Origin of the sequence: Paenibacillus sp. 22594, from assembly GCF_052044425.1 — a bacterium.
In the GTDB taxonomy this organism is placed as follows: domain Bacteria; phylum Bacillota; class Bacilli; order Paenibacillales; family Paenibacillaceae; genus Paenibacillus_AQ.
Map to the genome: position 1 here is coordinate 447,410 of NZ_JBQENA010000004.1, position 20,520 is coordinate 467,929.

20 protein-coding genes and 1 other annotated feature are annotated in these 20,520 nt (G+C 53.1%); of the genes, 6 read left to right on the forward strand and 14 right to left on the reverse strand.

Translation table 11 applies throughout. The annotated features are described in order from the left end of the window. Nucleotides 1-45: 45 nt before the first annotated feature. Entirely contained in the window at nt 46-552 is a 507-nt protein-coding gene (moaC, locus tag ACTJKB_RS16190) for a cyclic pyranopterin monophosphate synthase MoaC (RefSeq protein WP_440835300.1), read from the reverse strand. Continuing rightward, nucleotides 543-1,190 carry a 5-formyltetrahydrofolate cyclo-ligase gene (locus ACTJKB_RS16195; RefSeq protein ID WP_440835302.1) on the reverse strand — a complete coding sequence of 216 codons (648 nt, stop codon included), beginning with the start codon at nt 1,188-1,190 and terminating at the stop codon, nt 543-545. Before ACTJKB_RS16195 ends, moaC begins: the two co-directional genes overlap by 10 nt. A gap of 311 nt (nt 1,191-1,501) precedes the next feature. On the opposite strand from ACTJKB_RS16195, the gene ACTJKB_RS16200 reads away from it, so the two are divergent. Further along, entirely contained in the window at nt 1,502-3,457 is a 1,956-nt protein-coding gene (locus ACTJKB_RS16200; protein WP_440835304.1) for an ATP-binding cassette domain-containing protein, read from the forward strand. Nucleotides 3,458-3,952: 495 nt separating this feature from the next. Here ACTJKB_RS16200 and ACTJKB_RS16205 read toward each other — a convergent pair whose 3' ends face one another. The 8 genes from ACTJKB_RS16205 to ACTJKB_RS16240 form a co-directional block, all read right to left on the reverse strand. Next, entirely contained in the window at nt 3,953-5,527 is a 1,575-nt protein-coding gene (locus ACTJKB_RS16205; RefSeq protein ID WP_440835306.1) for a 2-isopropylmalate synthase, read from the reverse strand. Between the two features lie 217 nt (nt 5,528-5,744). Beyond that, nucleotides 5,745-6,037: a binding site (T-box leader), on the reverse strand. Between the two features lie 449 nt (nt 6,038-6,486). After that, the gene (gene tsaD, locus ACTJKB_RS16210) at nt 6,487-7,536 is read right to left on the reverse strand and encodes a tRNA (adenosine(37)-N6)-threonylcarbamoyltransferase complex transferase subunit TsaD (RefSeq protein WP_440835308.1); all 1,050 of its coding nucleotides are present in this window, start codon (nt 7,534-7,536) and stop codon (nt 6,487-6,489) included. Continuing rightward, on the reverse strand, nt 7,533-8,057 hold the full coding sequence (gene rimI / locus ACTJKB_RS16215; RefSeq protein WP_083607010.1) for a ribosomal protein S18-alanine N-acetyltransferase: 525 nt from the start codon (nt 8,055-8,057) through the stop codon (nt 7,533-7,535). The genes tsaD and rimI overlap by 4 nt, the downstream gene beginning before the upstream one ends. Further along, complete coding sequence (gene tsaB, locus ACTJKB_RS16220; RefSeq protein WP_440835310.1) at nt 8,057-8,878, reverse strand: tRNA (adenosine(37)-N6)-threonylcarbamoyltransferase complex dimerization subunit type 1 TsaB; 822 nt, start codon at nt 8,876-8,878, stop codon at nt 8,057-8,059. Before tsaB ends, rimI begins: the two co-directional genes overlap by 1 nt. Continuing rightward, nucleotides 8,875-9,366 carry a tRNA (adenosine(37)-N6)-threonylcarbamoyltransferase complex ATPase subunit type 1 TsaE gene (gene tsaE, locus ACTJKB_RS16225; protein WP_440835311.1) on the reverse strand — a complete coding sequence of 164 codons (492 nt, stop codon included), beginning with the start codon at nt 9,364-9,366 and terminating at the stop codon, nt 8,875-8,877. Before tsaE ends, tsaB begins: the two co-directional genes overlap by 4 nt. Nucleotides 9,367-9,465: 99 nt before the next feature. After that, nucleotides 9,466-10,470, reverse strand: a complete 1,005-nt coding sequence (locus tag ACTJKB_RS16230) for a DMT family transporter (protein WP_440835313.1) — start codon at nt 10,468-10,470, stop codon at nt 9,466-9,468. 129 nt (nt 10,471-10,599) lie between these two features. Further along, a complete protein-coding gene (locus tag ACTJKB_RS16235) occupies nt 10,600-10,785 on the reverse strand; it encodes an H-type small acid-soluble spore protein (protein ID WP_379154561.1) in 186 nt (61 codons plus the stop codon). Then, nucleotides 10,782-10,979 (reverse strand): hypothetical protein, encoded by a 198-nt coding sequence (locus ACTJKB_RS16240; RefSeq protein ID WP_440835315.1) that lies wholly within the window; start codon nt 10,977-10,979, stop codon nt 10,782-10,784. Before ACTJKB_RS16240 ends, ACTJKB_RS16235 begins: the two co-directional genes overlap by 4 nt. A gap of 142 nt (nt 10,980-11,121) precedes the next feature. Here ACTJKB_RS16240 and ku point away from each other — a divergent pair, with 142 nt between their 5' ends. The 3 genes from ku to ligD are packed head-to-tail and all read left to right on the forward strand — an operon-like array spanning nt 11,122 to nt 13,968. Then, on the forward strand, nt 11,122-12,093 hold the full coding sequence (gene ku / locus ACTJKB_RS16245) for a non-homologous end joining protein Ku (protein WP_440835317.1): 972 nt from the start codon (nt 11,122-11,124) through the stop codon (nt 12,091-12,093). Between the two features lie 3 nt (nt 12,094-12,096). Then, nucleotides 12,097-13,044: an ATP-dependent DNA ligase gene (locus tag ACTJKB_RS16250; RefSeq protein ID WP_440835319.1), complete on the forward strand. Its 948-nt coding sequence runs from the start codon at nt 12,097-12,099 to the stop codon at nt 13,042-13,044. Between the two features lie 39 nt (nt 13,045-13,083). Next, on the forward strand, nt 13,084-13,968 hold the full coding sequence (gene ligD / locus ACTJKB_RS16255; protein ID WP_440835321.1) for a non-homologous end-joining DNA ligase: 885 nt from the start codon (nt 13,084-13,086) through the stop codon (nt 13,966-13,968). Nucleotides 13,969-14,161: 193 nt separating this feature from the next. Here ligD and ACTJKB_RS16260 read toward each other — a convergent pair whose 3' ends face one another. Both ACTJKB_RS16260 and cls read right to left on the reverse strand, forming a co-directional pair. Further along, a complete protein-coding gene (locus tag ACTJKB_RS16260) occupies nt 14,162-15,070 on the reverse strand; it encodes a YitT family protein (RefSeq protein ID WP_440835323.1) in 909 nt (302 codons plus the stop codon). Between the two features lie 122 nt (nt 15,071-15,192). Further along, entirely contained in the window at nt 15,193-16,623 is a 1,431-nt protein-coding gene (gene cls, locus ACTJKB_RS16265) for a cardiolipin synthase (protein WP_440835325.1), read from the reverse strand. 241 nt (nt 16,624-16,864) lie between these two features. Here cls and ACTJKB_RS16270 point away from each other — a divergent pair, with 241 nt between their 5' ends. After that, a complete protein-coding gene (locus ACTJKB_RS16270) occupies nt 16,865-18,040 on the forward strand; it encodes a peptidoglycan DD-metalloendopeptidase family protein (protein WP_440835327.1) in 1,176 nt (391 codons plus the stop codon). A gap of 69 nt (nt 18,041-18,109) precedes the next feature. Further along, nucleotides 18,110-18,550 carry a bactofilin family protein gene (locus ACTJKB_RS16275; protein WP_440835329.1) on the forward strand — a complete coding sequence of 147 codons (441 nt, stop codon included), beginning with the start codon at nt 18,110-18,112 and terminating at the stop codon, nt 18,548-18,550. Nucleotides 18,551-18,621: 71 nt separating this feature from the next. On the opposite strand, the gene ACTJKB_RS16280 is transcribed toward ACTJKB_RS16275, so the two are convergent. Continuing rightward, nucleotides 18,622-19,407: an ABC transporter permease gene (locus ACTJKB_RS16280; RefSeq protein ID WP_440835330.1), complete on the reverse strand. Its 786-nt coding sequence runs from the start codon at nt 19,405-19,407 to the stop codon at nt 18,622-18,624. Further along, nucleotides 19,400-20,326, reverse strand: coding sequence for an ABC transporter ATP-binding protein (locus tag ACTJKB_RS16285; RefSeq protein ID WP_440835332.1), 927 nt, complete (start codon nt 20,324-20,326; stop codon nt 19,400-19,402). The genes ACTJKB_RS16280 and ACTJKB_RS16285 overlap by 8 nt, the downstream gene beginning before the upstream one ends. Between the last annotated feature and the right edge of the window lie 194 nt (nt 20,327-20,520).

A 20,520-nucleotide genomic window follows, 5' to 3' on the forward strand; every position in this document is an offset into this window, starting at 1 on the left:
CCTCCTTCTCACTATTCTATGTATAGACGGCCGCATTCACGGCCTTTAATCAGCGCTTTGAACTGCATCTTGCTGTTCTATTTCCTCCAGCGCATAATCTCCGGTTTTGCCTCCACTCTTCTGCACCAGTAGTGTAGGTCCAATAATCATATCCTTCTGCAGCGCCTTGCACATATCGTATACGGTCAGCGCGGCTGCCGAAACGGCGGTCAGCGCCTCCATCTCGACTCCGGTCTTTCCTGTTGTCTTGACGGTTGCTTCTATATATAGCTGGTCTTCGTTGTTATCCCAGAAGCGGATATCAATACCGGTCAGCGGCAGCGGATGGCACATGGGAATCCAGTCTGCAGTTTTTTTGGCCGCCATGATTCCGGCAACCTGGGCAACGGCCAGCACATCGCCTTTGCCGATCCGGCCTGCCTTGATCGCTGTGAGCGTTCCGGGGGCCATCTCGACACGGCTACGCGCAGCCGCTGTCCGCTTGGTAATCTCCTTGTCGCTCACATCCACCATGCGCGCTCTGCCTTGCTCATTGAAATGGCTTAACTCCATGGTTTATTCTCCTTCCGGCAGTGAATGATGCCATCTTCCGTAATCAGCATGTCCATAAAGGCATCATGATCATCCATTGGTACTTCAGGAATCAGTTGATGGCTGAATGCCAACCCGATCCAAACCGGAGGCTTCAGAGCAAACGTTGCCCCCTGCTGCCAGGAAGCCCGCAATCGGTCATAATAGCCTCTTCCATAGCCAAGCCGTCCGCCCTGCCGGTCAAAAGCCAGCCCCGGTACAAAGACAACATCCGGAAGCCGGAGCGTTTCCGTCTCCTGCTCATTCCCTACGCTGGCCAAGGGCTCCAGAATACCGTAAGCTCCCGGTGCAAGCTCTTCCCAGGAGCTTACCGGATGAAGGCTCATCGTTTCGGCTTCGGACAAGACACGGGGCAGCAGCACCTCCCGGCCATGTGCCCAGGCCTCCGCAATTAGCGCACGGCAATCCAGCTCCGATCGGAATGGAACATAGGCGAGCAGTGAAGCGGCCTTTTCCTTCTGCAGCCACTCATGTGCATATCTGCAGACCTGAGCGGACATAAAGTCCCGTAAACCTGAAGCAATCCCATCACGGACTGCAGCTCGCTCTGCACGAAGATTCCGTTTGAGTCCGGCAAGCAGCGCACCGTTGCCTGTCATAGGCAGCCGCCTCCCCTTGGTTATATCCTAGCTTATCATAGTTTGTAAACTCAGTTTACCACTCTTCCCCCCGGTTCGCCAAGGTCGCACTTATTACACTGTTATAGGAACCGTCAGCGGTCTGATTTCCCTATCATGTGATGCAGCCATTGCCGGGGGAGAGATCACTTGCCCGGGAGAATACAGCTATGCCAAGCCGCACCTCCCCTCGCGCAGGAATCGCTTTTCATGTAAACTATAGAATAAGGTTTTTTGTACAGCCCCGGCGTAGACGCCGTGGTGAAATATGCAAGGGCGGAGGTTTCATCGGTATGCTTCTTCAAGCGACAGGAATTACAAAATCATATGGAATACAGAGCGTGCTGGACGGCATCAGCCTGCAGGTGAACGAGAAGGAACGGGTAGGCCTGGTCGGTGTGAACGGGGCCGGCAAGTCCACTTTTCTACAGATTCTCGCAGGTGAAATGTCCTTTGACAGCGGGCAGATTCATAAATCCAAGGAAACCACTATCGGTTACCTGGCCCAGAATAGCGGGCTGCAGTCAGACAAGACTATTCAAGAGGAGATGCTGGCCGTATTCGCTCCGCTGATCGAAGCGGAAGCGGAACTGCGGCAGTTGGAGGCAGATATTGCCGATCCGAAGCTGGCAGATGACCCAAAGCGTTATGAGGATCTGCTGGAACGTTACGCCAGACGCTCGGATTGGTTCAAGGATCATGGCGGCTATGAGATGAACACGCGCATCCGCAGTGTGCTGCACGGGATGGGCTTCGGGGAGTTCTCGCCTGATACACCAATTGCCACGCTAAGCGGTGGCCAGAAAACCCGGCTGGCGCTGGCCCGCATTCTGCTTCAGGCTCCGGATCTGCTGATGCTGGATGAACCGACCAACCATCTCGACATCGAAACACTCACCTGGCTGGAGGATTATCTGCGCAGCTATGCCGGAGGCATTCTGGTCGTCTCCCATGACCGTTATTTTCTTGACCGCCTGGTGACTACAATCGTAGAGATCGAACGCCACCAGTCTCGGAGATATACAGGCAACTATACCCGCTATATGGATCTGAAAGCCGCAGAATATGAGATCCGGCTGAAGCAGTACGAGAAGCAGCAGGACGAGATTTCGCGGATGGAGGAGTTCGTGCAGCGCAACATCGTGCGCGCCTCCACAACCAAACGGGCGCAGAGCCGGCGCAAAGCACTCGACAAGATGGACCGTATCGATAAGCCGCTTGGTGATTTGAAAAAAGCCAGCTTTTCCTTCGAACCGGACTTCATGTCCGGCAAAGAGGTGCTTCAAGTGCGGGATGTCGCAGTAGCCTTCAGCGAAAACGCAGTGCCGCTGTTCAGGAACGCCTCTTTTGAACTGCGCCGGGGTGAAACGGCAGCCCTGATAGGCCCGAACGGGATCGGCAAGTCCACACTGCTGCAGTGTATGACCGGCACGCGTGAGCCTTCCGCAGGCACCGTCAATTGGGGAACCAAAGTGAAGATCGCATACTACGATCAGGAACAGACACGGCTTAATCCGCGCAATACTGTGCTGGAAGAGCTGTGGAGCGAATACCCGATGCTGGAGGAGGCAAGGATCCGCACCATTCTTGGTAATTTCCTTTTCAGCGGCGAAGATGTCCTCAAGAAGGTTGCCGCACTCAGCGGCGGTGAAAAAGCGCGTGTGGCGCTGTCCAAGCTCATGCTGCGCGGTGCCAATATGCTCATTCTTGATGAGCCTACCAACCATCTAGATCTGGTGAGCCGCGAGGTGCTGGAGTCGGCGCTGATTGATTTTGAAGGCACCCTGCTCTTCATTTCTCATGACCGTTATTTCCTGAACAAAATGGCCGAACGCGTACTGGAGCTTCATCCGGGCGGGATTGATCAATATTTGGGCAATTATGACGATTATATCGAGAAAAAGAAAGAGCTTGAAGCTATAGCCCTGGACGAAGCGGAGCTGGCCTCTGCCAAGGCCTCCAAAAACGCCGACACGGAAGCTCAGGCTGCAGAAAAAGGTACTGCACTTTCCTATGAAGCAGAAAAACAAGCGAAACGGGAGGAACGGAACCGCCAGCGCCGGATTTCCGAACTGGAAGAGAACATTGCTGAGCTTGAGGAGACCATCGCCAGGATTGAGAATGAAATGACCAAACCCGAGGTTTTTCAGGATTATATGGCACTTCAGGAGCATGAAGGTGATTTGAAGCTCAAAAAAGAACAGCTTGGAAATTTATTTAGCGAATGGGAAAACCTTGCTGACGAATAATGTAAATGCGTTAAATAAATATTTTTTAACCGTTCCCGATTTGTTCATAAATAGTTATCCACAAGGCTATCCACAGTTTTCGTGTATAACTCATAGCGTAAAAAGGCCCATGTGGCCTTTTTTTATGCGTAAAATCGCGTTTTTCCTTGTCAAGGACTTTTTATCCACCGAACTATCCACATTATCCACAATCCCCACAAGAAATCGTCTCTTAGTAAATCTGTATTTTGCGGGCAATAAAAAATGCTGTTATTGCTGATTTTACACGGTTTTTACACAATTCGGACAGAATATGTGGATAACGTTGTCCACAGCTTGACAAATGATTCTAATGGCATTTATTTCTGATTTTTTCGTCAAAAAATGTGTGAATTCTGCAACTATATAAAAAAACGAGCCTCCTCCCGGGGACTACGCCCTGAAGATGACTCGTAGATTGTGTATGGTATTAAAAGCCGCTGCTGCCTTATTGGATATCACATAGCGACAGGCAAGTTACTCCGGAATCCGTACCGCTTCTTCCGGAACCAGCTCCATCTGCTCCCCGGAGGAGAGCAATGCCGAATTACAAGCCGCGATATAAGCTATCCCCGCCGCCATTACAATGTCCTGATGAATAGCCGTTCCCCTGAATGTATTGCCTTCCCATTCCACAAGGACCGCCGCCTCGGCTTGTGCGTGCTCCCCGCTGCCCAGGGAATGCAGCTCAAGTCCGGTAAAGTCAATCTCTTCGGCAATCCCTTGCCCAATCGCGGCAATGATGGCTTCCAGCGGTCCGTCGCCGGTGCTGGTATGCGACGTCTCCTCACCGCTTCTCAAATGCCGCACCGTAACAGCGGCTACGCGGCGCGGCGCGCTGCCGGCCAGCACCTGGACCTCGCCAAGCTCATAGACCTGCGCCTGCTGTCCGGTTGTGCTGCTGACCATTCGCAGCAGTTCATCGTCGCTGACAGCCTTTTGGCGGTCAGCCGTCTCCTTGAAGGATTCATACAGGGCGTCCAGCTCCCCGGGACTCAGGGCAATGCCATATTTTGCTGCACGGTCCTTGAGCGCATGCCGGCCGGAATGCTTGCCCAGAATGATCATGCTTCGCGGAATGCCCAGCCGCTCCGGGTCCATAATTTCATAGGTGCTGCGGTCCTTCAGCAGCCCGTCCTGGTGAATCCCCGATTCATGCTGGAAGGCATTTCTGCCGACAACCGGCTTGTTGTAGGCAATCGGAAAATGCATCGCCCCGCTGATGATCCGAGAGGTGTCATACAGCTTTTCCAGTACAATTCCGGTTTCCGCACCCAGCACATCTCCCCGGGTCTCCAGCGCCATGACCAGCTCTTCCAACGCACAGTTTCCGGTGCGCTCGCCCACACCGTTGACCGTTACCTCAATCTGCGTGGCCCCTCCGGCGATAGCAGCCAGACTGTTGGCTACAGCAAGCCCCAAATCATTGTGGCAGTGAGCGCTGTAGCTCACGGTATCTCCGCCCCTGGCTCCGAGCCGGACCCGGCGGAACATCTCGCCGTATTCCTGCGGAAGCGCGTAACCTACCGTATCGGGGAGATTGATAATCGTTGCGCCTTCCTCAATGACAGCCTCAACCATTTCGATCAAATCATCAATGCCCGTCCGCGCGGCATCCATAGCAGTGAATTCCACCACTCCGCAAAATTGCCTTGCATAGGCTGTCATCTCTCGGGCGGCGGCCACCACTTCAGCCCGGCTCTTGCGCAGCTGATGGCGAAGATGAATGTCGGAGGAGGAGATGAACAGATGAATCCGCCGCCGCTCCGCATCCCGGGTCGCCCGGACGGCTGCATCAATGTCCCCTTTGACCGCACGGGCGAAGCCGCAGATTTCCACCCCTTGCACCTTCCGGGAGATCGTCTCCACAGCGGCAAAATCCCCCGGGCTGGATACCGGAAACCCCGGCTCCAGTACATCCACGCCCAGCTCAGCCAACTTATAGGCCAGAATAATCTTTTGTTCCGGAGTGAGGCTTGCCCCGGGAGCCTGCTCGCCGTCACGCAGCGTCGTGTCAAAAATCTGAATTCGTTTTTTTACCGGAATAATCATGGAAAACCTCCTGAAAGTTTTTTTACTCAGCTAAAGTTTCTTGCAAGAGCCCCACGTCGACTTGCGGCTCTCCTGATATCCCGCCCACTGCTGCCGGCAGCAAGTATAGAGTAGCTGACTGCATATTTATGCGACAGCCTTCACTCTCAATTGCTTTTCCAGAATGGTGCTTTAGCCAGCAACCACCTGAATAACACAAAAAACCCGCCATCTCTATTAAAGAGACGGCGGGTCACCCCTCCGCGGTACCACTCTTTTTGACGCACAGCTTTCTTAATGTGAGCAAAGCTTCAAGCTGCGTCCAGCTCTTCCCCACAGATGCCTGCCAAGCCATAGTGGCTCTCAGCACTCCATGAAGGTCCTGTAACGGGGACATCCGTAGCGGCATATGTTACGCTGTTCCGCCGCTCCGCTCCCGGGCGAGATTCAATGCCTCCGGTGACTGCGTCGCACCAACCCGCAGCTCTCTGTTCACCGTCATCATCTACTACTCCCGTTCATCGCGTGTACTCTATATACGTTCCGTGCCAACCCACGCAAAAAAACCTGCCGTCTCATTCAAGAGACGACAGGCTGTTCACCTTCGCGGTACCACTCTTGTTGATATCCCGGTTCAGCCAGCGCTTTAGCTGTTCCTCACGATATCCACTCTACGCCTTTGCAAGCACACCAGGAGCAATTACTTGTTCCATCCTTGCTGTGCAGGGCGACCCTCTTACGGAGGCAAACCGTAACGGTGTACGAAAGGTCCGGCAAACTTATGCACCGGTTGATGTCCCTATACAAGGAACCTCCTGCTTCCACCGTTCCGCTCCCGGACGAGTTCAGGTCTCCTTCGACTGCGTTGCACCGACCCGCAGCTCTCTAATCCCGGAGGTTCCTTACTGCTTCCATTCATCGCGTTTGTTCAAATTATGAATAATGATTGAACTGATTATACCCGCCAGCTCCAAAAGATGTCAATAGGCTCCTACCGACCATTTTTCCAGCGAGAACCCCGGATCGGCAACCATGTCCAGCGGCGTACTGCCGTCATGCCGCCATTTCACATAAGCCGCTGCACCGATCATAGCTGCATTATCGGTGCAGTACACCGGAGGCGGAATGATCAGCTCGATGCCCTCTGCCCCGCAGCGAGCCGTCAGCGCTTCGCGCAGACCCTTGTTGGCCGCTACGCCTCCGCTTAGCAGGAGCTGCCGGGCTTGGTTTGCTTTTACAGCACGAACCGCCTTCTCCACAAGTACCTCGACCACTGACTCCTGGAAGCCTCGGGCAATGCCGGCCACATCCGGCGCAAGCCCCTTCATCTTGCTCTGATTGACCACATTCAGCACCGCCGACTTCAGGCCACTGAAGCTGAAATCATAGGAGCCCGGCTCCAGCCAGACACGCGGAAGCGGCACAGCTTCGGTTGCCTCGCGGGCCAGACGGTCCACATGGGGACCGCCGGGATAAGGAAACCCGAGTGCCCGTGCAACTTTGTCATAGGCTTCGCCCACGGCATCATCGCGGGTACGGCCGATAATCCGGAACTCACCTTCCCGCTGCATGCTGACCAGTTCCGTATGTCCGCCGGACACGACTAGCGTCATGTTCGGATATTGCAGCTCTTGAACCAGCCGGTTGGCATAGATATGCCCGGCAATATGATGCGTGCCGATCAGCGGCTTGCCCCAGGCAAGCGCAAGGCTTTTGGCAGCTACAACACCGACCAGCAACGCCCCTACCAAACCCGGTCCCTGAGTAACCGCAACGGCCGTCAGCTGTTCCGGTTGTACACCAGCCACCGCCAGCGCTTCCTCTATCACCAGTGTAATAACCTCCACGTGCTTGCGGGATGCCACTTCGGGCACGACGCCGCCGAACGCGCGGTGCGTTTCGATCTGGCTTGAGATGATGTTCGAGAGCACCTCGCTGCCGTCTTTTACCACCGCAACGGAAGTCTCATCGCAGCTAGTCTCAATAGCCAGTATTAGCACAGGCTGGACTTCACCCGTTTGTATCTTCATTTCAGGTCCACGCTTCCTTCCGTCATGCCTTGCTCCCCATACTCCGGCAGATCCGCCCACATGATCAGTGCATCCTCGCGATTATCCGAATAATAACCTTTGCGGGTACCTGCAGGACGGAAGCCCATTTTGCGGTACAAATTCTGGGCAACCTCATTCGAGACCCGGACCTCCAGTGTGATGGACTTCATGCCCAAAAAAGCAGCCGTCTTCATCAGCTCGTCCAGCAGTCTTTCTCCCCATTTACGTCCCCGGTACGCCTCAAGTAAGGCAATATTGGTCACATGCGCTTCGTCGACAATAGCCCACATTCCCGCATAACCCAGAATATGCCCGTTCAGCTCCATGACCATATATTTAGCAAAATGATTATGCGACAGTTCATTGCGGAAGGCTTCCTCCGTCCACGGCATCGTGAAGGCTTCCCGTTCAATAATCAGAACTTCGGGAATATCCTCAAGCTTCATCAGGCGGAATACAAGCTCCGTTCCCTGATCTTTTACTGGCTCCGACTCCATCATTATTGATTCAGGCTCCCTTCACTGCTCCGTCGCAGATTGGCTTCCGCTTCGGAAAGCTGAGTATAATTCGGGATTAGACTGTGCAGATCATCGCTTCCAGCTTGCAGGCGTTTTTCCCCCAAATAACCTGCCCAGCGGCCTTCCATCTCATAAGGCACAGCCTGTACCCGTCCCAGCTCACCCAGCAAAAAAGTCGTTTCTTCGCTGCCGTGCAGCTGCGTCTCTCCGACAAACCAAATCACGCGTGGCTTCATGCCTTCTGCCGCTGCCTCCTTCAGTCTGTCGGCCAGGTGCTGCACCCAGTCTGCCATGAGCCGGATAGCGTCCGGTTCAAGCCTGCGGGGCGCCCGATCACCGTCCGCAACGAACAGTGCAGTGTAGGCTTGCCCGCGGCGCGCATCCAGCAGAGGAATGATCCAGTCCGGGCCTGTCCCGGACATTGGATTCCCTTCTGCCCCCTCCGGCTGCCCCAAAGCCGCAACCAAACCGCCCCAAGCCAACGCCTGCAGACTCGAAATACCGGCTACTGGCACCTTCCAGGCCCAGGCCAGTGTCTTTGCAGCTGTAACAGCGATGCGTGTTCCGGTGTAAGATCCGGGACCCAGGCCCACAGAGACTCCGCCAATCATGGCGGAGGTTGTGCCGGTAGCCTGCAGTGCCTGCTCAATGATCGGCAGCAGGTGTACGGAATGGTTCCGTTCCCCGGAAGCATTCGTCTCGTGCAGCAGCTTGCCGTTTTCCGTTATCGCTACTCCGAGTACAGCCGTGGATGTATCCAGCGCCAAAAACCGCTTACGCGGCTCTTCCATTTGATTCTTCATCTTTCATTACCCCACTTCTGGATCATAGCCCGGCATAACTCACCGTAAGGCTCCCCGCTTCCGGTCACCGTAATTAGCCGTTCCTCCGGCCCGTAAGTTTCCATGGCTATATGGAGATGCTGCGGCGGCATCAAATCCGAAATTATACTGCTCCATTCGACCAGGCTCACACCCTGTCCATAAAAATACTCATCCAGTCCCAGCTCATCCGCTTCCTGAAGCGAAATACGGTATACGTCCATATGGTACAGCGGAAGGCGTCCCTGATACTCCTTGATGATCGTAAAAGTGGGGCTGCTGACGATCCCTTCCACGCCCAAATGACGCGCAAAGCTCTGTGAGAAGGCCGTCTTTCCTGCGCCCAGATCGCCGTCCAGCCCGATTACCATGCCTGCCGCCGCCGAGGCGGCCAGCTCAGCTGCCAGCAAATCTGTATCCGCCAGACTATATGAACGGTAAGTGAACACCGTTTCAGCGTTGTTGTTCAAGCTGCAACTACCACCTCTACATATTAAAATACTCCAGCTTTCCAAGTAACAATACTTTCAATTATATCGGTATGATACTTCCACCGCAACAGCCGTCCTTCACTCTTTGCCGTCTGCTGCCAGAGCCGGGGCAGCGGGTAGCGCCAAAGAAGCAGAGGCTTGGTTCTTCGTATGTTCCGAGAACAAACTATGCAAAGCCATCCCTATAATAATGACGGCAATACCAATCCACGAGAGCATTGAAGGCACCGGTGAAGAAAGAATCAGCATCTCTCCCGCCAAGGTAAAAAGTACTTCCAGGGATTGGGTTGCTTCTACCGCCGCAAGTCCTCCCATACTGCTGCGGACCATATCTGTAGCCCGGAAAAAGAGCACTGTCGCAATAATTCCTGAAGATAGCGCAACGATAAGGGATTGTCCCGCTTGGGAAGAGGAAGGGAGTCCGCTGTCCGCCAGGCCGTACAGTCCAACAATAACCCAGAACGGTAGACTGGCCAGGGTCATGCCCAGAATCCGCTGAAACACATCCAGGCGGTCACCGCACAGCTCCATCATTTTCCGGTTTCCAAGCGGATAGGCAAACGAGGCAATCAGCACAGGAATAATGCCCATGAGCACTTGTTCCGGAGCAAGTGTTCTTGCATGCTCCGCCTGAAGCAGCACCACACCGAGTAAAATAATAAGGGACAAGCCCAGGCCGCGCAAAGGGATCTTCCCGCGTATGTATAGTCTGCCTGAAGGTCCGTTCACCCATTGCCCGAAGAAAGGGGCCAGGATTGAGCCGGAAATAATCGTAATCTGCCAGGTCCCTGCCGTAAGCCAGCCTGGTGCATAGGCAGCAGCAAAACAAATCGGAGCATAAAAAAGGCCAAAGCCAACCGTTCCCCACAACAGCCAGGCAGAGGGCTTCTCTTTCATTGCAGCCAGAAGCGGCCTAAGTCTGCCGCGCCCTGCCACGATGGTTAGCAGAAACGGCAGTGTGAACAAATAACGAAGGGAGGCACTCCACGCCCAGCTCCCGCCTGACAGCTCCATCCTCCGGTTAAGTACAAATGTTATAGCAAAAAACAGTGCCGAACAAACACCCAACAATATAGGACGCACCATGGATCACTCTTTTCATCATTTTCACAAGTTCAATATAGGGGTTTGGTTCAGCCTCCGTCAATAATAAAAAACCGATTGAACGGGTACTGCCCCCTCAATCGGTCTTTTTCCACAATATCTCAGGGCCTAGCTACCCTGCTCTTCCAAACGCTCCACGCCCACTGTATGCGTATTTGTCGGACGTGAGCCCACCTGCACAGTAGCCATCCCATTATCTGTATCCACATGTTCGATCCAGACCGGCTCTCCATCCAAATGAACAGAGATCATATCCTTGGAAGCGTAAATTTCCTTTGCCCGCTGTATGTTCATTTTTGGTTCTCCTTAAATAGGTTATCATCCACCGTCGGCAGTTCGCCGATCGTCGCTTCTGCATCCAGCCGGTCGAAATTTCCAGGCAGCTCTTCGTCTTCCCCTGTCTCTACAATACTCTCCCAATCCACGGCTTCAGCCGGGATATCCTGCTCTGACAAAGCATCGATCCATTCGTTTCGTTCCTGATCCATTTCTGCTACCTCCAATTGAACGCAGGTTATCCTTCATGCCTGGGCTTATTTTTTCCCAACCGGCGCAAAAAATGCATCAGGCTAGAAAAAGACCTGCTGCCGCATACTAAGCCAAAGCACATTTGGATCAGGAGGGATCATCATGCATACCGTTTGGAAAGGGGCCATCAGCTTCGGGCTTGTCCATGTTCCAGTCAAAATGTTCTCCGCTACCGAGGACAAAGACATATCACTGCGCTACATCCATAAGGAATGCGGCAGTCCGCTGTCCTATGTGCGCAAATGCCCTGTCTGCGACAAGGAAGTGGCTTGGGAGGAAATCGGCAAGGGCTACGAGTATGAGAAGGGGAAATTTGTCCTGTTTGACAAAGAAGAGCTGGATCAGCTGACAGAGGAGAGCAGCAAGAGCATTACCATTTTGGATTTTGTGGACTTAACGGAGATCGACCCGATTTATTTTCAAAAAACATATTACCTCTCTCCTGACCAGGCGGGAACTAACGCGTATCGTCTATTAATGGAAGCCATGCGCCAGACCGGCAAGATCGGAATCGCCAAAATTTCCATCCGGTCCAAAAGCAGCCTCGCCGCCATCCGCGTGCTGGCTGATTGCCTGGCAATCGAAACGATATATTATCCCGATGAGGTCCGGCCTGTATCCCAGGTTCCAGGACTGCCGGAGCCCGGCATCGTGAGCGATAAGGAACTGGATATGGCCAAGCTGCTGATTTCACAGCTGTCCACCCCGTTTGAGCCGGGCAAATACACCGATGACTACCGCCAGCGGATGCTTGACCTGATTACCCATAAGATAGCTGGCGAGGAATTCCATATTGCTCCAGCCCGCCAGGAGAGCAATGTCATCGATCTGATGGCTGCACTTCAGGCCAGTATCGAGGCGGTACAGCATATTCCGACAGATCCGGGACCATCGCCCGCTGCCGCCAAGACGAAACCGCAAACTGGCGCAGCCGCCAGGAAAAAAACAGCCACTGCCAAATCATCCAAAGTCCCAGCCGGTACTGCGGTTGTGAATGAGGCCACCGGACCGATCCCGGTCATAGCGCCCAAACCCAAACGGCGCACAGCCAAGAGTAAGGAATCCGGTGCTTAACCCATGAAGCTGCAGCCGGTAGTTCCTTTTGAACCTATACTGGCGTCACAGCTGCCGGAGGGTGACCAGTGGATTGCGCAGATTAAGTGGGACGGTGTGCGTATGCTCTCCTATTACGACGGGAAAGCCGCTGAACTGATTAACCGGCGCGGCAACCGCCGCACCCTGCAGTATCCTGAAATCGCCGACCCCAGAGCTTACTGCAGGGCTGAATCTGTGATACTGGACGGTGAAGTCATCGCGCTCAGCGGCGGCAAACCGTCCTTTCATGAGGTGATGCGCCGGGACAGCCTGAAGAATGCCGCAGCCATTAAGGCTGTCCGCCCGCAGGTTCCCGTGCTCTATATGATATTTGATATTTTGTATTGTGATGGCTTATGGCTTCTGGACCAGCCGCTGTCGAGCCGGCAGCAGACCTTAAGCCACATCCTGCTTCCCCATCCCCATGTGCAGAACGTGCCCAGCTATACCCGACCTTCCGAGCTTTTAGCCGCTGCACAGAACGGAAGCCTGGAAGGGATTGTGTGCAAGGACATCAACAGTACCTATGCACCCGGCGGAAAAGACGGCCGCTGGCAAAAGCGCAAGATCATCTCCGACGTAACCGCCGTAGTTGGCGGTGTCACTTACAGGGATGGACTTGTGAATGCTCTGCTCTTTGGCCTTTATGACAGCGAAGACAAGCTGCATTATATCGGGCATGCCGGAGCAGGCCGGATGACGGTACAGGATTGGCGCAGCTTAACTGCACATGTTGAGAAGCTTCGAACTTCAGACATGCCCTTCACCACTGTCCCGCAGCGGAGTAAGGGAGCCGTCTGGATACAGCCCCAGCTGGTCTTTAAGCTGCATTTCCTGGAGTGGAACCTCTCGGGAACCCTGCGCCAACCTGTCATCCAAGCCCAATTAGACCTTCCCCCGCTGTCCTGCCGGATCGAGCAGAAAGGCTGACAGTGCAAGATATCCCTTATTTCAAAAGGAGGATGCCGGATGCCCAAGACTATCCGGGGTTCCATTACCGTCGGAGGACAAGAAATCACCATAACGAACCCGGAGAAGCTGTTGTGGCCGGAGCGGGGCATTACCAAACGGATTTATCTGGAGAAACTCGCAGCCCTCTCCCCTTATCTGCTGCAATACTGCCGGGACCGTCTCCTGACGGTGATCCGCTATCCGCACGGCGTGCCAGGCATGTCCTTTTATCAGAAAAATGCGCCGGAGCCCCTGCCCGACTTTGTCCGCACAGCAACACACGACAACATCACTTATATCCTTCTTCAAGGGCTGCCGGAGCTGCTCTGGCTGGGCAATATGGCCGCCCTGGAGTTTCATCCCTCGCTTCATTACGTGGGAAGTGAGCTGCCCTGCGAATGGATGATTGACCTTGACCCGTCGCTTGAAGTCGAACCGCGGATTATGGAAGCGACTGCAGTCGTAGGCGAGGTGCTCCAATCTCTGGGCATTGCCTCAGTACCGAAGACCTCCGGTGCAACAGGCGTGCAGATTATTGTTCCTATCCGCCCCGGAGTCACCTTCGACGGCCTTCGACGGATCGGCCACTTTGTCGGCCGGTATGTGACGGAGAAACGTCCGGACCTGTTTACCCTGGAGCGGCTAAAGAAGCATCGGGGGGACAAAATTTATTTTGATTACCTTCAACATTACGGCGGCAAAACGCTGGCTGCACCTTATACGCCACGAGCCCGCCCGCTGGCTACCGTCTCTACTCCTCTTCTGTGGGAAGAGGTTCGGCGGGATGTCTCGCCTGCTGATTTCCACCTGCAGAACATCGAGGAGCGCCTCAGCCGCATGGGTGATCTGATCGCCAAAGTGCCTGCACAGCCCGTGGAAGCTCTTATCTCCAAGCTCCCTTAATTTTCTCCTCTCCAAAAAGCAATAAGCCCGCAAATGCCTAATCAGGCTGCGGGCTTATCAGGCGTCCACCATATGGACGGAAGGTACTCTATATGAGAATGCGGCGATACTTAATACAGACGCCGAATTGATTACTCTGTCGTTCGTAAATATACCTTCCTTCGGTTAGCGCTCCCGTTTCTTGCGGGCAAAGCTAATGGATTGATTTTTTCTTAAAGCGGCCGCCCTTAACATCATGGATATTGCCAATCGCGACAAAAGCCTCGGTATCCCAATCTTCAACAATAGCTTTAAGCTTCGCTTCTTCCAAACGGGTAATCACCACAAAAATCACTTTCTTGTTATCTCCGGAGAAGCCGCCTTCCCCATCCAGATAAGTAACACCACGTCCGAGTCGCTCGGTCAGCGCCTCTCCGATATCACGGAATTTATCGCTGATGATCCATACCGATTTCGATTGATCCAAACCCTCAAGCGTAACATCAATCACCTTAAAAGCAATGTAGTACGCAATCAATGAGAACATAGCATTGTTCCAGCCAAACACAAAGCCTGCACCGGAAAGAATAAACAGGTTGAAGAACATCACTACTTCACCTACGGAGAATGGAAGCTTTTTTGAGACCAGAATGGCGACGATTTCTGTTCCATCCAGCGATCCTCCATACCGTACCACCAGGCCAACACCCACGCCCAGAATAACACCGCCAAAGACTGCGGCAAGCAGAGGTTCGCCTGTAAGAGGATCTACAGGATGCAGCAGCTGAGTGCCAATGGACATCAGAACAACCGCAAACAGAGTGGATAAGGCAAAGGTTTTGCCGATTTGCTTATAGCCGATTACAAGGAACGGCAAGTTAAGCAGAGTTAATATAATCCCCAGCGGGATATGGAAAATATGGGATATCATAATGGAAATACCGGTAATTCCGCCGTCAATCAATTGATTGGGAACAAGGAAAATCTCCAATGCCACAGACATCATCGCTGATCCAAGCACGATCATTACGATCCTTTGAACCAATTTGGCCCTCTTAAAGGCCTCTGATTTCTGTGGTTTTTTCTGTTCCTCATTCGTGAATAATTGTTGGCTTACAGTCATAGAACTCCCCCTATTAAAAGTATAGTTACTTCTTATACCTTCATTATATCATAAAAGAGGGTCCTTTATGGCATAGAAAATGTTAGAACCTTCGAAAACACAAGTTTCTATCGCTTAAACTGTCATAAAAGCGGTGATAACAGCTGACAAAGACTTTCTATGCATTTGACAATTTGTCCTCTTCTCCGAAATACTGCTGGTTCAATAAATTCACTATGCTCCATGTCCTGTTCAAAACCAGCAGCAAGCAGCGCGATCACCTCCGGGCTGAGCATAACGGCTGTCAGTTCAAAGTTGGAGTAAAAGCTCCGCATATCCAGATTGGCACTCCCCACCGTCCCCAGAACATCATCGATAATCATCACCTTGGCATGCATGAAACCTTTCTGATAGCGGTAGAATTTCACTCCGGCATCCTGCAGGTTTTCCAGGTAAGAAAGAGACGCATTGTACACCAGCCTGTTGTCCGGTTTGTCCGGAATGATTATCCGCACATCCACTCCAGCAAGCACCGCACTCTTGAGCGCCCGGCAGATCGTAGGATCGGGAATAAAATAAGGTGAGGTAATCCATATCCGCTCTTTCGCCGCTACAATTGACGCGAAATACATCTCCTGTGAGGCGTCCAGCGCCCCGTCCGGTCCACTGGCGACAACGAGAACAGCCTCTTCTTCCGCACATTCATGCGCCGGGAAAAAGCGGGGATGGCTCATTCCCTCACCTGCTGCCAGCCTCCAATCTTTCAGGAAAACATACTGCAGGCTGTAGACCGCATCCCCTTCCAGACGGAGATGGGTATCCCGCCAATATCCCAGCTTTGGATCTTTCCCCAAATAATCATCCCCTACGTTCATGCCACCGGTGAACCCCACACGTCCATCGACGACAACGATTTTCCGGTGATTCCGGAAATTGAACCTGCGCTCCAGCAGGGAAGTTAGTGGCGGCAGGAAGAAATGAACCTCTACTCCGGCATTTCTCAGCCTGCCAATGAAGCCGCGGCCTAGCTTGTGGCTGCCGAGTCCATCACAAAGCAGGCGTACCCTCACTCCCTGGCGCGCTTTGCGGATCATGACCTCCTGGAACTGCTTTCCGATCTCATCATCACGAAAAATATAGAATTCCATATGGATATGCTCCCGAGCTGCTTCCATAGCTTCAAGCATGGAGCCGTAAGCTTCCTGTCCGTCAGCCAGTACTTGGCACTTGTTCCGGCCGGTGACCGGAATCTCCGACAGCCGGGAGAGCAGGAACAGCAGTCCTTTATAGTCTGAAACATGCGGATTCCCACTCTCTTCCGCATGTTTCACTAGCCTGATTTTGCCGGACACATGAGAACGGATCTCCCGAAACAACGAAATACATCTCTTCTCGAGCTTGCGGTTCTGCCAATAATCCTGGCCGAAAAAATAATAGAACAGCAGCCCCAGCGGCGGGCAGCAGAAGGTAACGAGCAACCAGGCCAACGCTCTTTGCGGGCGGCGGAATTCGAGCAGCAGGATTACAGCAATCTGCAGAATAAAAAAACATAGAATAAGCGCCAATATTACCAATCCGTCACCCTCTTGAATATTTTATAGTTAGTCCAAGCACGTTACAGGTCCACTGGCATCCGGCAACTCTGTACTTCCACGATTAAGCTGAGGTGATTCTAGTACAGCTGTCACCGTAAGTCTCCCTCCTAATTCCAGCAAACCGTTGTCATGTTCCCCACGGACATGGAATACATAGAGTAGTAGGACGATTCGGATGAGCCCACAGAAATCAGGACTTCAGTGAACACAAGGCGGCTGCATGAGCCGCAGGAAAGGAGAAGCTATGAAGAATCAGCCCGATCATAACCGGATCACGCTGCTAGTTGTCCGTGAAGCCGGACGTCCGGTAAGGCAGCTTCAGCTATCCAAGCCGCTCGCTCTTGCGCTGCCGGCCGCTGCCGCCCTTTCTCTCTCCAGTCTGGTCACTTCCATGCATTTTCATGCCTCCCGCTCCATTTCCGAGCTTGAAGCCGAAGCTGCGGCACTGTCCCTGACCAATCTTCGTATGGAAATGAAGGTTGCCGATAAGGATCAGGCCTTGCTGCAGCTTCGCAGCCAGGTTACTGAATTATCGGAGGAAGCTGACAGCATCAAAGACAAACTGAAAAGCGTAAGCGAGCTGGAGCAGCAGCTGCAGTCTCTGATTGACAAGGGTAGCAGTCCAGCTGCCAGCGGTAAAGAGAAATCCTCCGCCCCCAAGACATCCAGTACCGTGGATCCCTCTACACCTGCAGCGGGTACAGTATTATCTCCTCCGGCAGAAACACATTATTCTGGCGGGGCTTCTTTTTCCGCTGTATCAGCTGCTGCCGCATCGCCAGACGGCACATTCACGCCACAGGTGGGCGGGGAATATATCGCTGTCTACCCGAACGATTCCCTGGAGCTGGTGCGGGAAACGAAGGATGACTATGAGGAAATTCGCGGCATGCTGGATGAAATGATGAGCAGGATCCCTGTGACGATTACAGAAGCCCAAAAAGCAAATACCGCTAAAGCCAATCTCCAGGCCAAAAAAGCGATTGCTGAAAAAGCCCGGCTGGCACCTGCCGTCATCTGGCCTACCCAGTCCAAGGTCATTACTTCCAGCTTCGGTTACCGTTCAGACCCTTTCAACGGGACTTCAGCCTATCATTCCGGCATCGATATAGCAGGCAGTATCGGCGATCCCGTATATGCTGCCATGGATGGCGTGGTCACCGCCGCCGAGCAAATGGGCGCACGAGGCAAATATATTATTATCAAACATGACAATGGACTGGAGTCCTGGTACATGCATTTGAATGGAATGCTGGTCTCCCCGGGCACCAAGGTAAGCAAAGGCCAGAAGATCGGTTTGCTCGGCAATACCGGACGCAGCACGGGACCCCATCTTCATTTCCAGGTGGTCAAACAAAACAAACCGGTCAATCCTTTGGGTTATGTACAGCCTTGAGCAGGAAGAAAGTTAAGTACGAAGTTATTCAGTGGAGTACATCTAACAAACACTCAGGAGGATGAACGCATGTGGAATAAAAACAAACAGCACACGCCGGTGAAATCCACCGACTCGCTGATCGGGCACGGGGGTACACTGGAGGGCAAAGTTACTTGCGACACCAATTTACGGATTGAGGGCAACTTCAGCGGAGAAATCCACTGCCGGGGCACTGTCACCGTCGGTGAACAGGGAACCGTCCGCTCCACCATCAAAGCACAGGACATCATCATTGCGGGCAAGGTATACGGCGATGTGGTTGCCGATCAGAGACTAATGATGACGGGTACCGGACAGCTGCATGGCAATATTCTGGCCGGCACCTTAAGCATCATGGAGGGCAGCGTGCTGAATGGCACCGTTGCCATGGCCGAAGAGCCCGCCACAGAAAAAGCGGGCGGACTTCAGAAAAACGGGCATACGGACAAAGCCGGCAAACGCGGCTCCAAACAAGCCGAAACGGCTTAGCCGTCCCTATAGAACATATTAATTTTTATTGTTCAGAACAACCTTGAATCGGGCTGGTGCAGCAGTCCGGTTTATGCAGCAACATCTCTTTTACGGAATACAATCCAGGACACCAGCATGAATAGAAGATAATAGACGGCTAGTACCGCGATGGCAAATCCCAATGTGACTCCACCCGGGCCCTTATCTGTCAGCAGGTAACCATGCAGATCCATATGGGTGAAGATCAGATATTTAGCCCACTCATAACGCTCAGGGCTAAAGATGGCAACAAAAATATCCTTGGCAAACATAATGAACAGTGACAACCCGATCGCCAGTCCGCTTGCACGGAAGACACTCGACACCATAAAGGCCAGAGCAGCGGTCAGAAAGAGCTCGGCATAGCTGCACAGAATGCCCAGGAACGTATATTCTGCTGGACTCCATGCAGACATTGAAGCTCCTCCAAGCCCGGAGGAAGAGGAAAATATAAGCGCGGACACATATCCAAATACGATCAGTACAGCCGTACTCAGCAAGCTGAACAGAATTAGGGAGATGTACTTGGAGAGCAGTATTTTGGAACGGCTCCATGGGCGGATCAGCAGCAGCTTAATAGTCCCCCAGGAAAATTCGCCCGCAACGGAGTCGGAGGCGATCACAACTGTAAAAATCGTATTGAGGAAAAATGCGATACTCACGGTCATTTGAAAGCTGTTCCACAGCTCTGTTGTGGAGGTATCACTGCTGGTAAAGTAGAACAGCGCCGGAAACAGCGCGCTCATCACAGCCAGAATAATGAGCATAATCCATGTACGTATACGACTGTAGATTTTAACGTTCTCATTATGTATGAGAGCCGCGAAATTACCCAATGCCTTCACCTCCGGTGATTTCCAGGAATTGATCCTCAAGTGAACGGGCCAGTACTTTAATGCCGTAGACCTTGATCCCGCCCGTGACCAGCTTCGCGTTCAATTCAGCGATAGCTTCGCGGTCCGCTTCCACGGCAATTCCACCATCCTTCAGTACCCCGGTCCCCAGCAAGGCCAATGCCGCTTCAGGATCACTAACCTCAAACAGCGTCTCGCCGATGGGCAGCACCTCCGTGCCTACAGCCTTAAGCTGCTTCACGTCAATCAGCTTGCCATTCTGGATGATTGCCACTGTGTCGCACATCAGCTCCATCTCGGACAGCAGATGGCTGGAGACAAATACCGTTGTACCTTCCTCCTGGCATAGACGGCGCAGATAGTCGCGCAGCTCGCGAATCCCCTGTGGATCAAGCCCGTTTGTCGGCTCATCCAGGATCAGCAGCTTGGGACGGTGAAGCAGCGCCTGGGCTACACCCAGCCGCTGGCGCATCCCCAGTGAATAGGTCTTCACCTTATCGTGTATCCGCTGCCCTAACCCAACCAGCTCTACAACCTCTTGAATCCGCTTCTTGTCCACGCCTGGCACCATCCGCGCATATTGGCGCAGATTCTGGTACCCGCTAAGGAACTTATACATCTCAGGGTTCTCCACAATCGCCCCAATATTTGCAACCGCTTCTTCAAAATGATCCTTGATGCTGCGGCCGCAAATCAGGATATCTCCGCGGCTGATCGAGATCAGTCCGACCATCATACGAATGGTTGTTGTTTTACCGGCACCATTCGGCCCGAGAAATCCGAAGATTTGTCCGGGCGGGATATCGAGCGTCAAGTCGCTGACCAGCGTCTTGTTGCCCATTTTTTTGGTTACACCCATTAAGCTGGCTACGGGCTTCACCACTTCTGCCGTGTTCGGCATGGTCTCACTTCCTTTCGTCGGTGTATATAAAATAATTGATAGTTCAGCGTGCAAGGTGATTGCCGTAACTCCGGGAATGTTTGGACTTCCGGTCGCTGTTGTTCACAGATTTCTTGATTAGGACCGCTGCACGCGATTGAAATCCGTGAACTGATGATGCTTCCGAAGCGAGCTTTCCTTCGGAAAGCTTTTAG

What these genes read in the sequence shown, in the direction of transcription:
- ACTJKB_RS16285 (WP_440835332.1), bottom strand. Translation starts at nt 20,326, where the DNA reads ATGCCGAACACGGCAGAAGTGGTGAAGCCCGTAGCCAGCTTAATGGGT.
- ACTJKB_RS16200 (WP_440835304.1), top strand. Translation starts at nt 1,502, where the DNA reads ATGCTTCTTCAAGCGACAGGAATTACAAAATCATATGGAATACAGAGC.
- ACTJKB_RS16260 (WP_440835323.1), bottom strand. Translation starts at nt 15,070, where the DNA reads ATGACTGTAAGCCAACAATTATTCACGAATGAGGAACAGAAAAAACCA.
- ACTJKB_RS16240 (WP_440835315.1), bottom strand. Translation starts at nt 10,979, where the DNA reads ATGGATCAGGAACGAAACGAATGGATCGATGCTTTGTCAGAGCAGGAT.
- ACTJKB_RS16235 (WP_379154561.1), bottom strand. Translation starts at nt 10,785, where the DNA reads ATGAACATACAGCGGGCAAAGGAAATTTACGCTTCCAAGGATATGATC.
- ligD (WP_440835321.1), top strand. Translation starts at nt 13,084, where the DNA reads ATGCCCAAGACTATCCGGGGTTCCATTACCGTCGGAGGACAAGAAATC.
- rimI (WP_083607010.1), bottom strand. Translation starts at nt 8,057, where the DNA reads ATGATGGAGTCGGAGCCAGTAAAAGATCAGGGAACGGAGCTTGTATTC.
- ku (WP_440835317.1), top strand. Translation starts at nt 11,122, where the DNA reads ATGCATACCGTTTGGAAAGGGGCCATCAGCTTCGGGCTTGTCCATGTT.
- ACTJKB_RS16205 (WP_440835306.1), bottom strand. Translation starts at nt 5,527, where the DNA reads ATGATTATTCCGGTAAAAAAACGAATTCAGATTTTTGACACGACGCTG.
- ACTJKB_RS16270 (WP_440835327.1), top strand. Translation starts at nt 16,865, where the DNA reads ATGAGCCGCAGGAAAGGAGAAGCTATGAAGAATCAGCCCGATCATAAC.
- tsaB (WP_440835310.1), bottom strand. Translation starts at nt 8,878, where the DNA reads ATGAAGAATCAAATGGAAGAGCCGCGTAAGCGGTTTTTGGCGCTGGAT.
- ACTJKB_RS16275 (WP_440835329.1), top strand. Translation starts at nt 18,110, where the DNA reads ATGTGGAATAAAAACAAACAGCACACGCCGGTGAAATCCACCGACTCG.
- ACTJKB_RS16250 (WP_440835319.1), top strand. Translation starts at nt 12,097, where the DNA reads ATGAAGCTGCAGCCGGTAGTTCCTTTTGAACCTATACTGGCGTCACAG.
- ACTJKB_RS16195 (WP_440835302.1), bottom strand. Translation starts at nt 1,190, where the DNA reads ATGACAGGCAACGGTGCGCTGCTTGCCGGACTCAAACGGAATCTTCGT.
- tsaD (WP_440835308.1), bottom strand. Translation starts at nt 7,536, where the DNA reads ATGAAGATACAAACGGGTGAAGTCCAGCCTGTGCTAATACTGGCTATT.
- moaC (WP_440835300.1), bottom strand. Translation starts at nt 552, where the DNA reads ATGGAGTTAAGCCATTTCAATGAGCAAGGCAGAGCGCGCATGGTGGAT.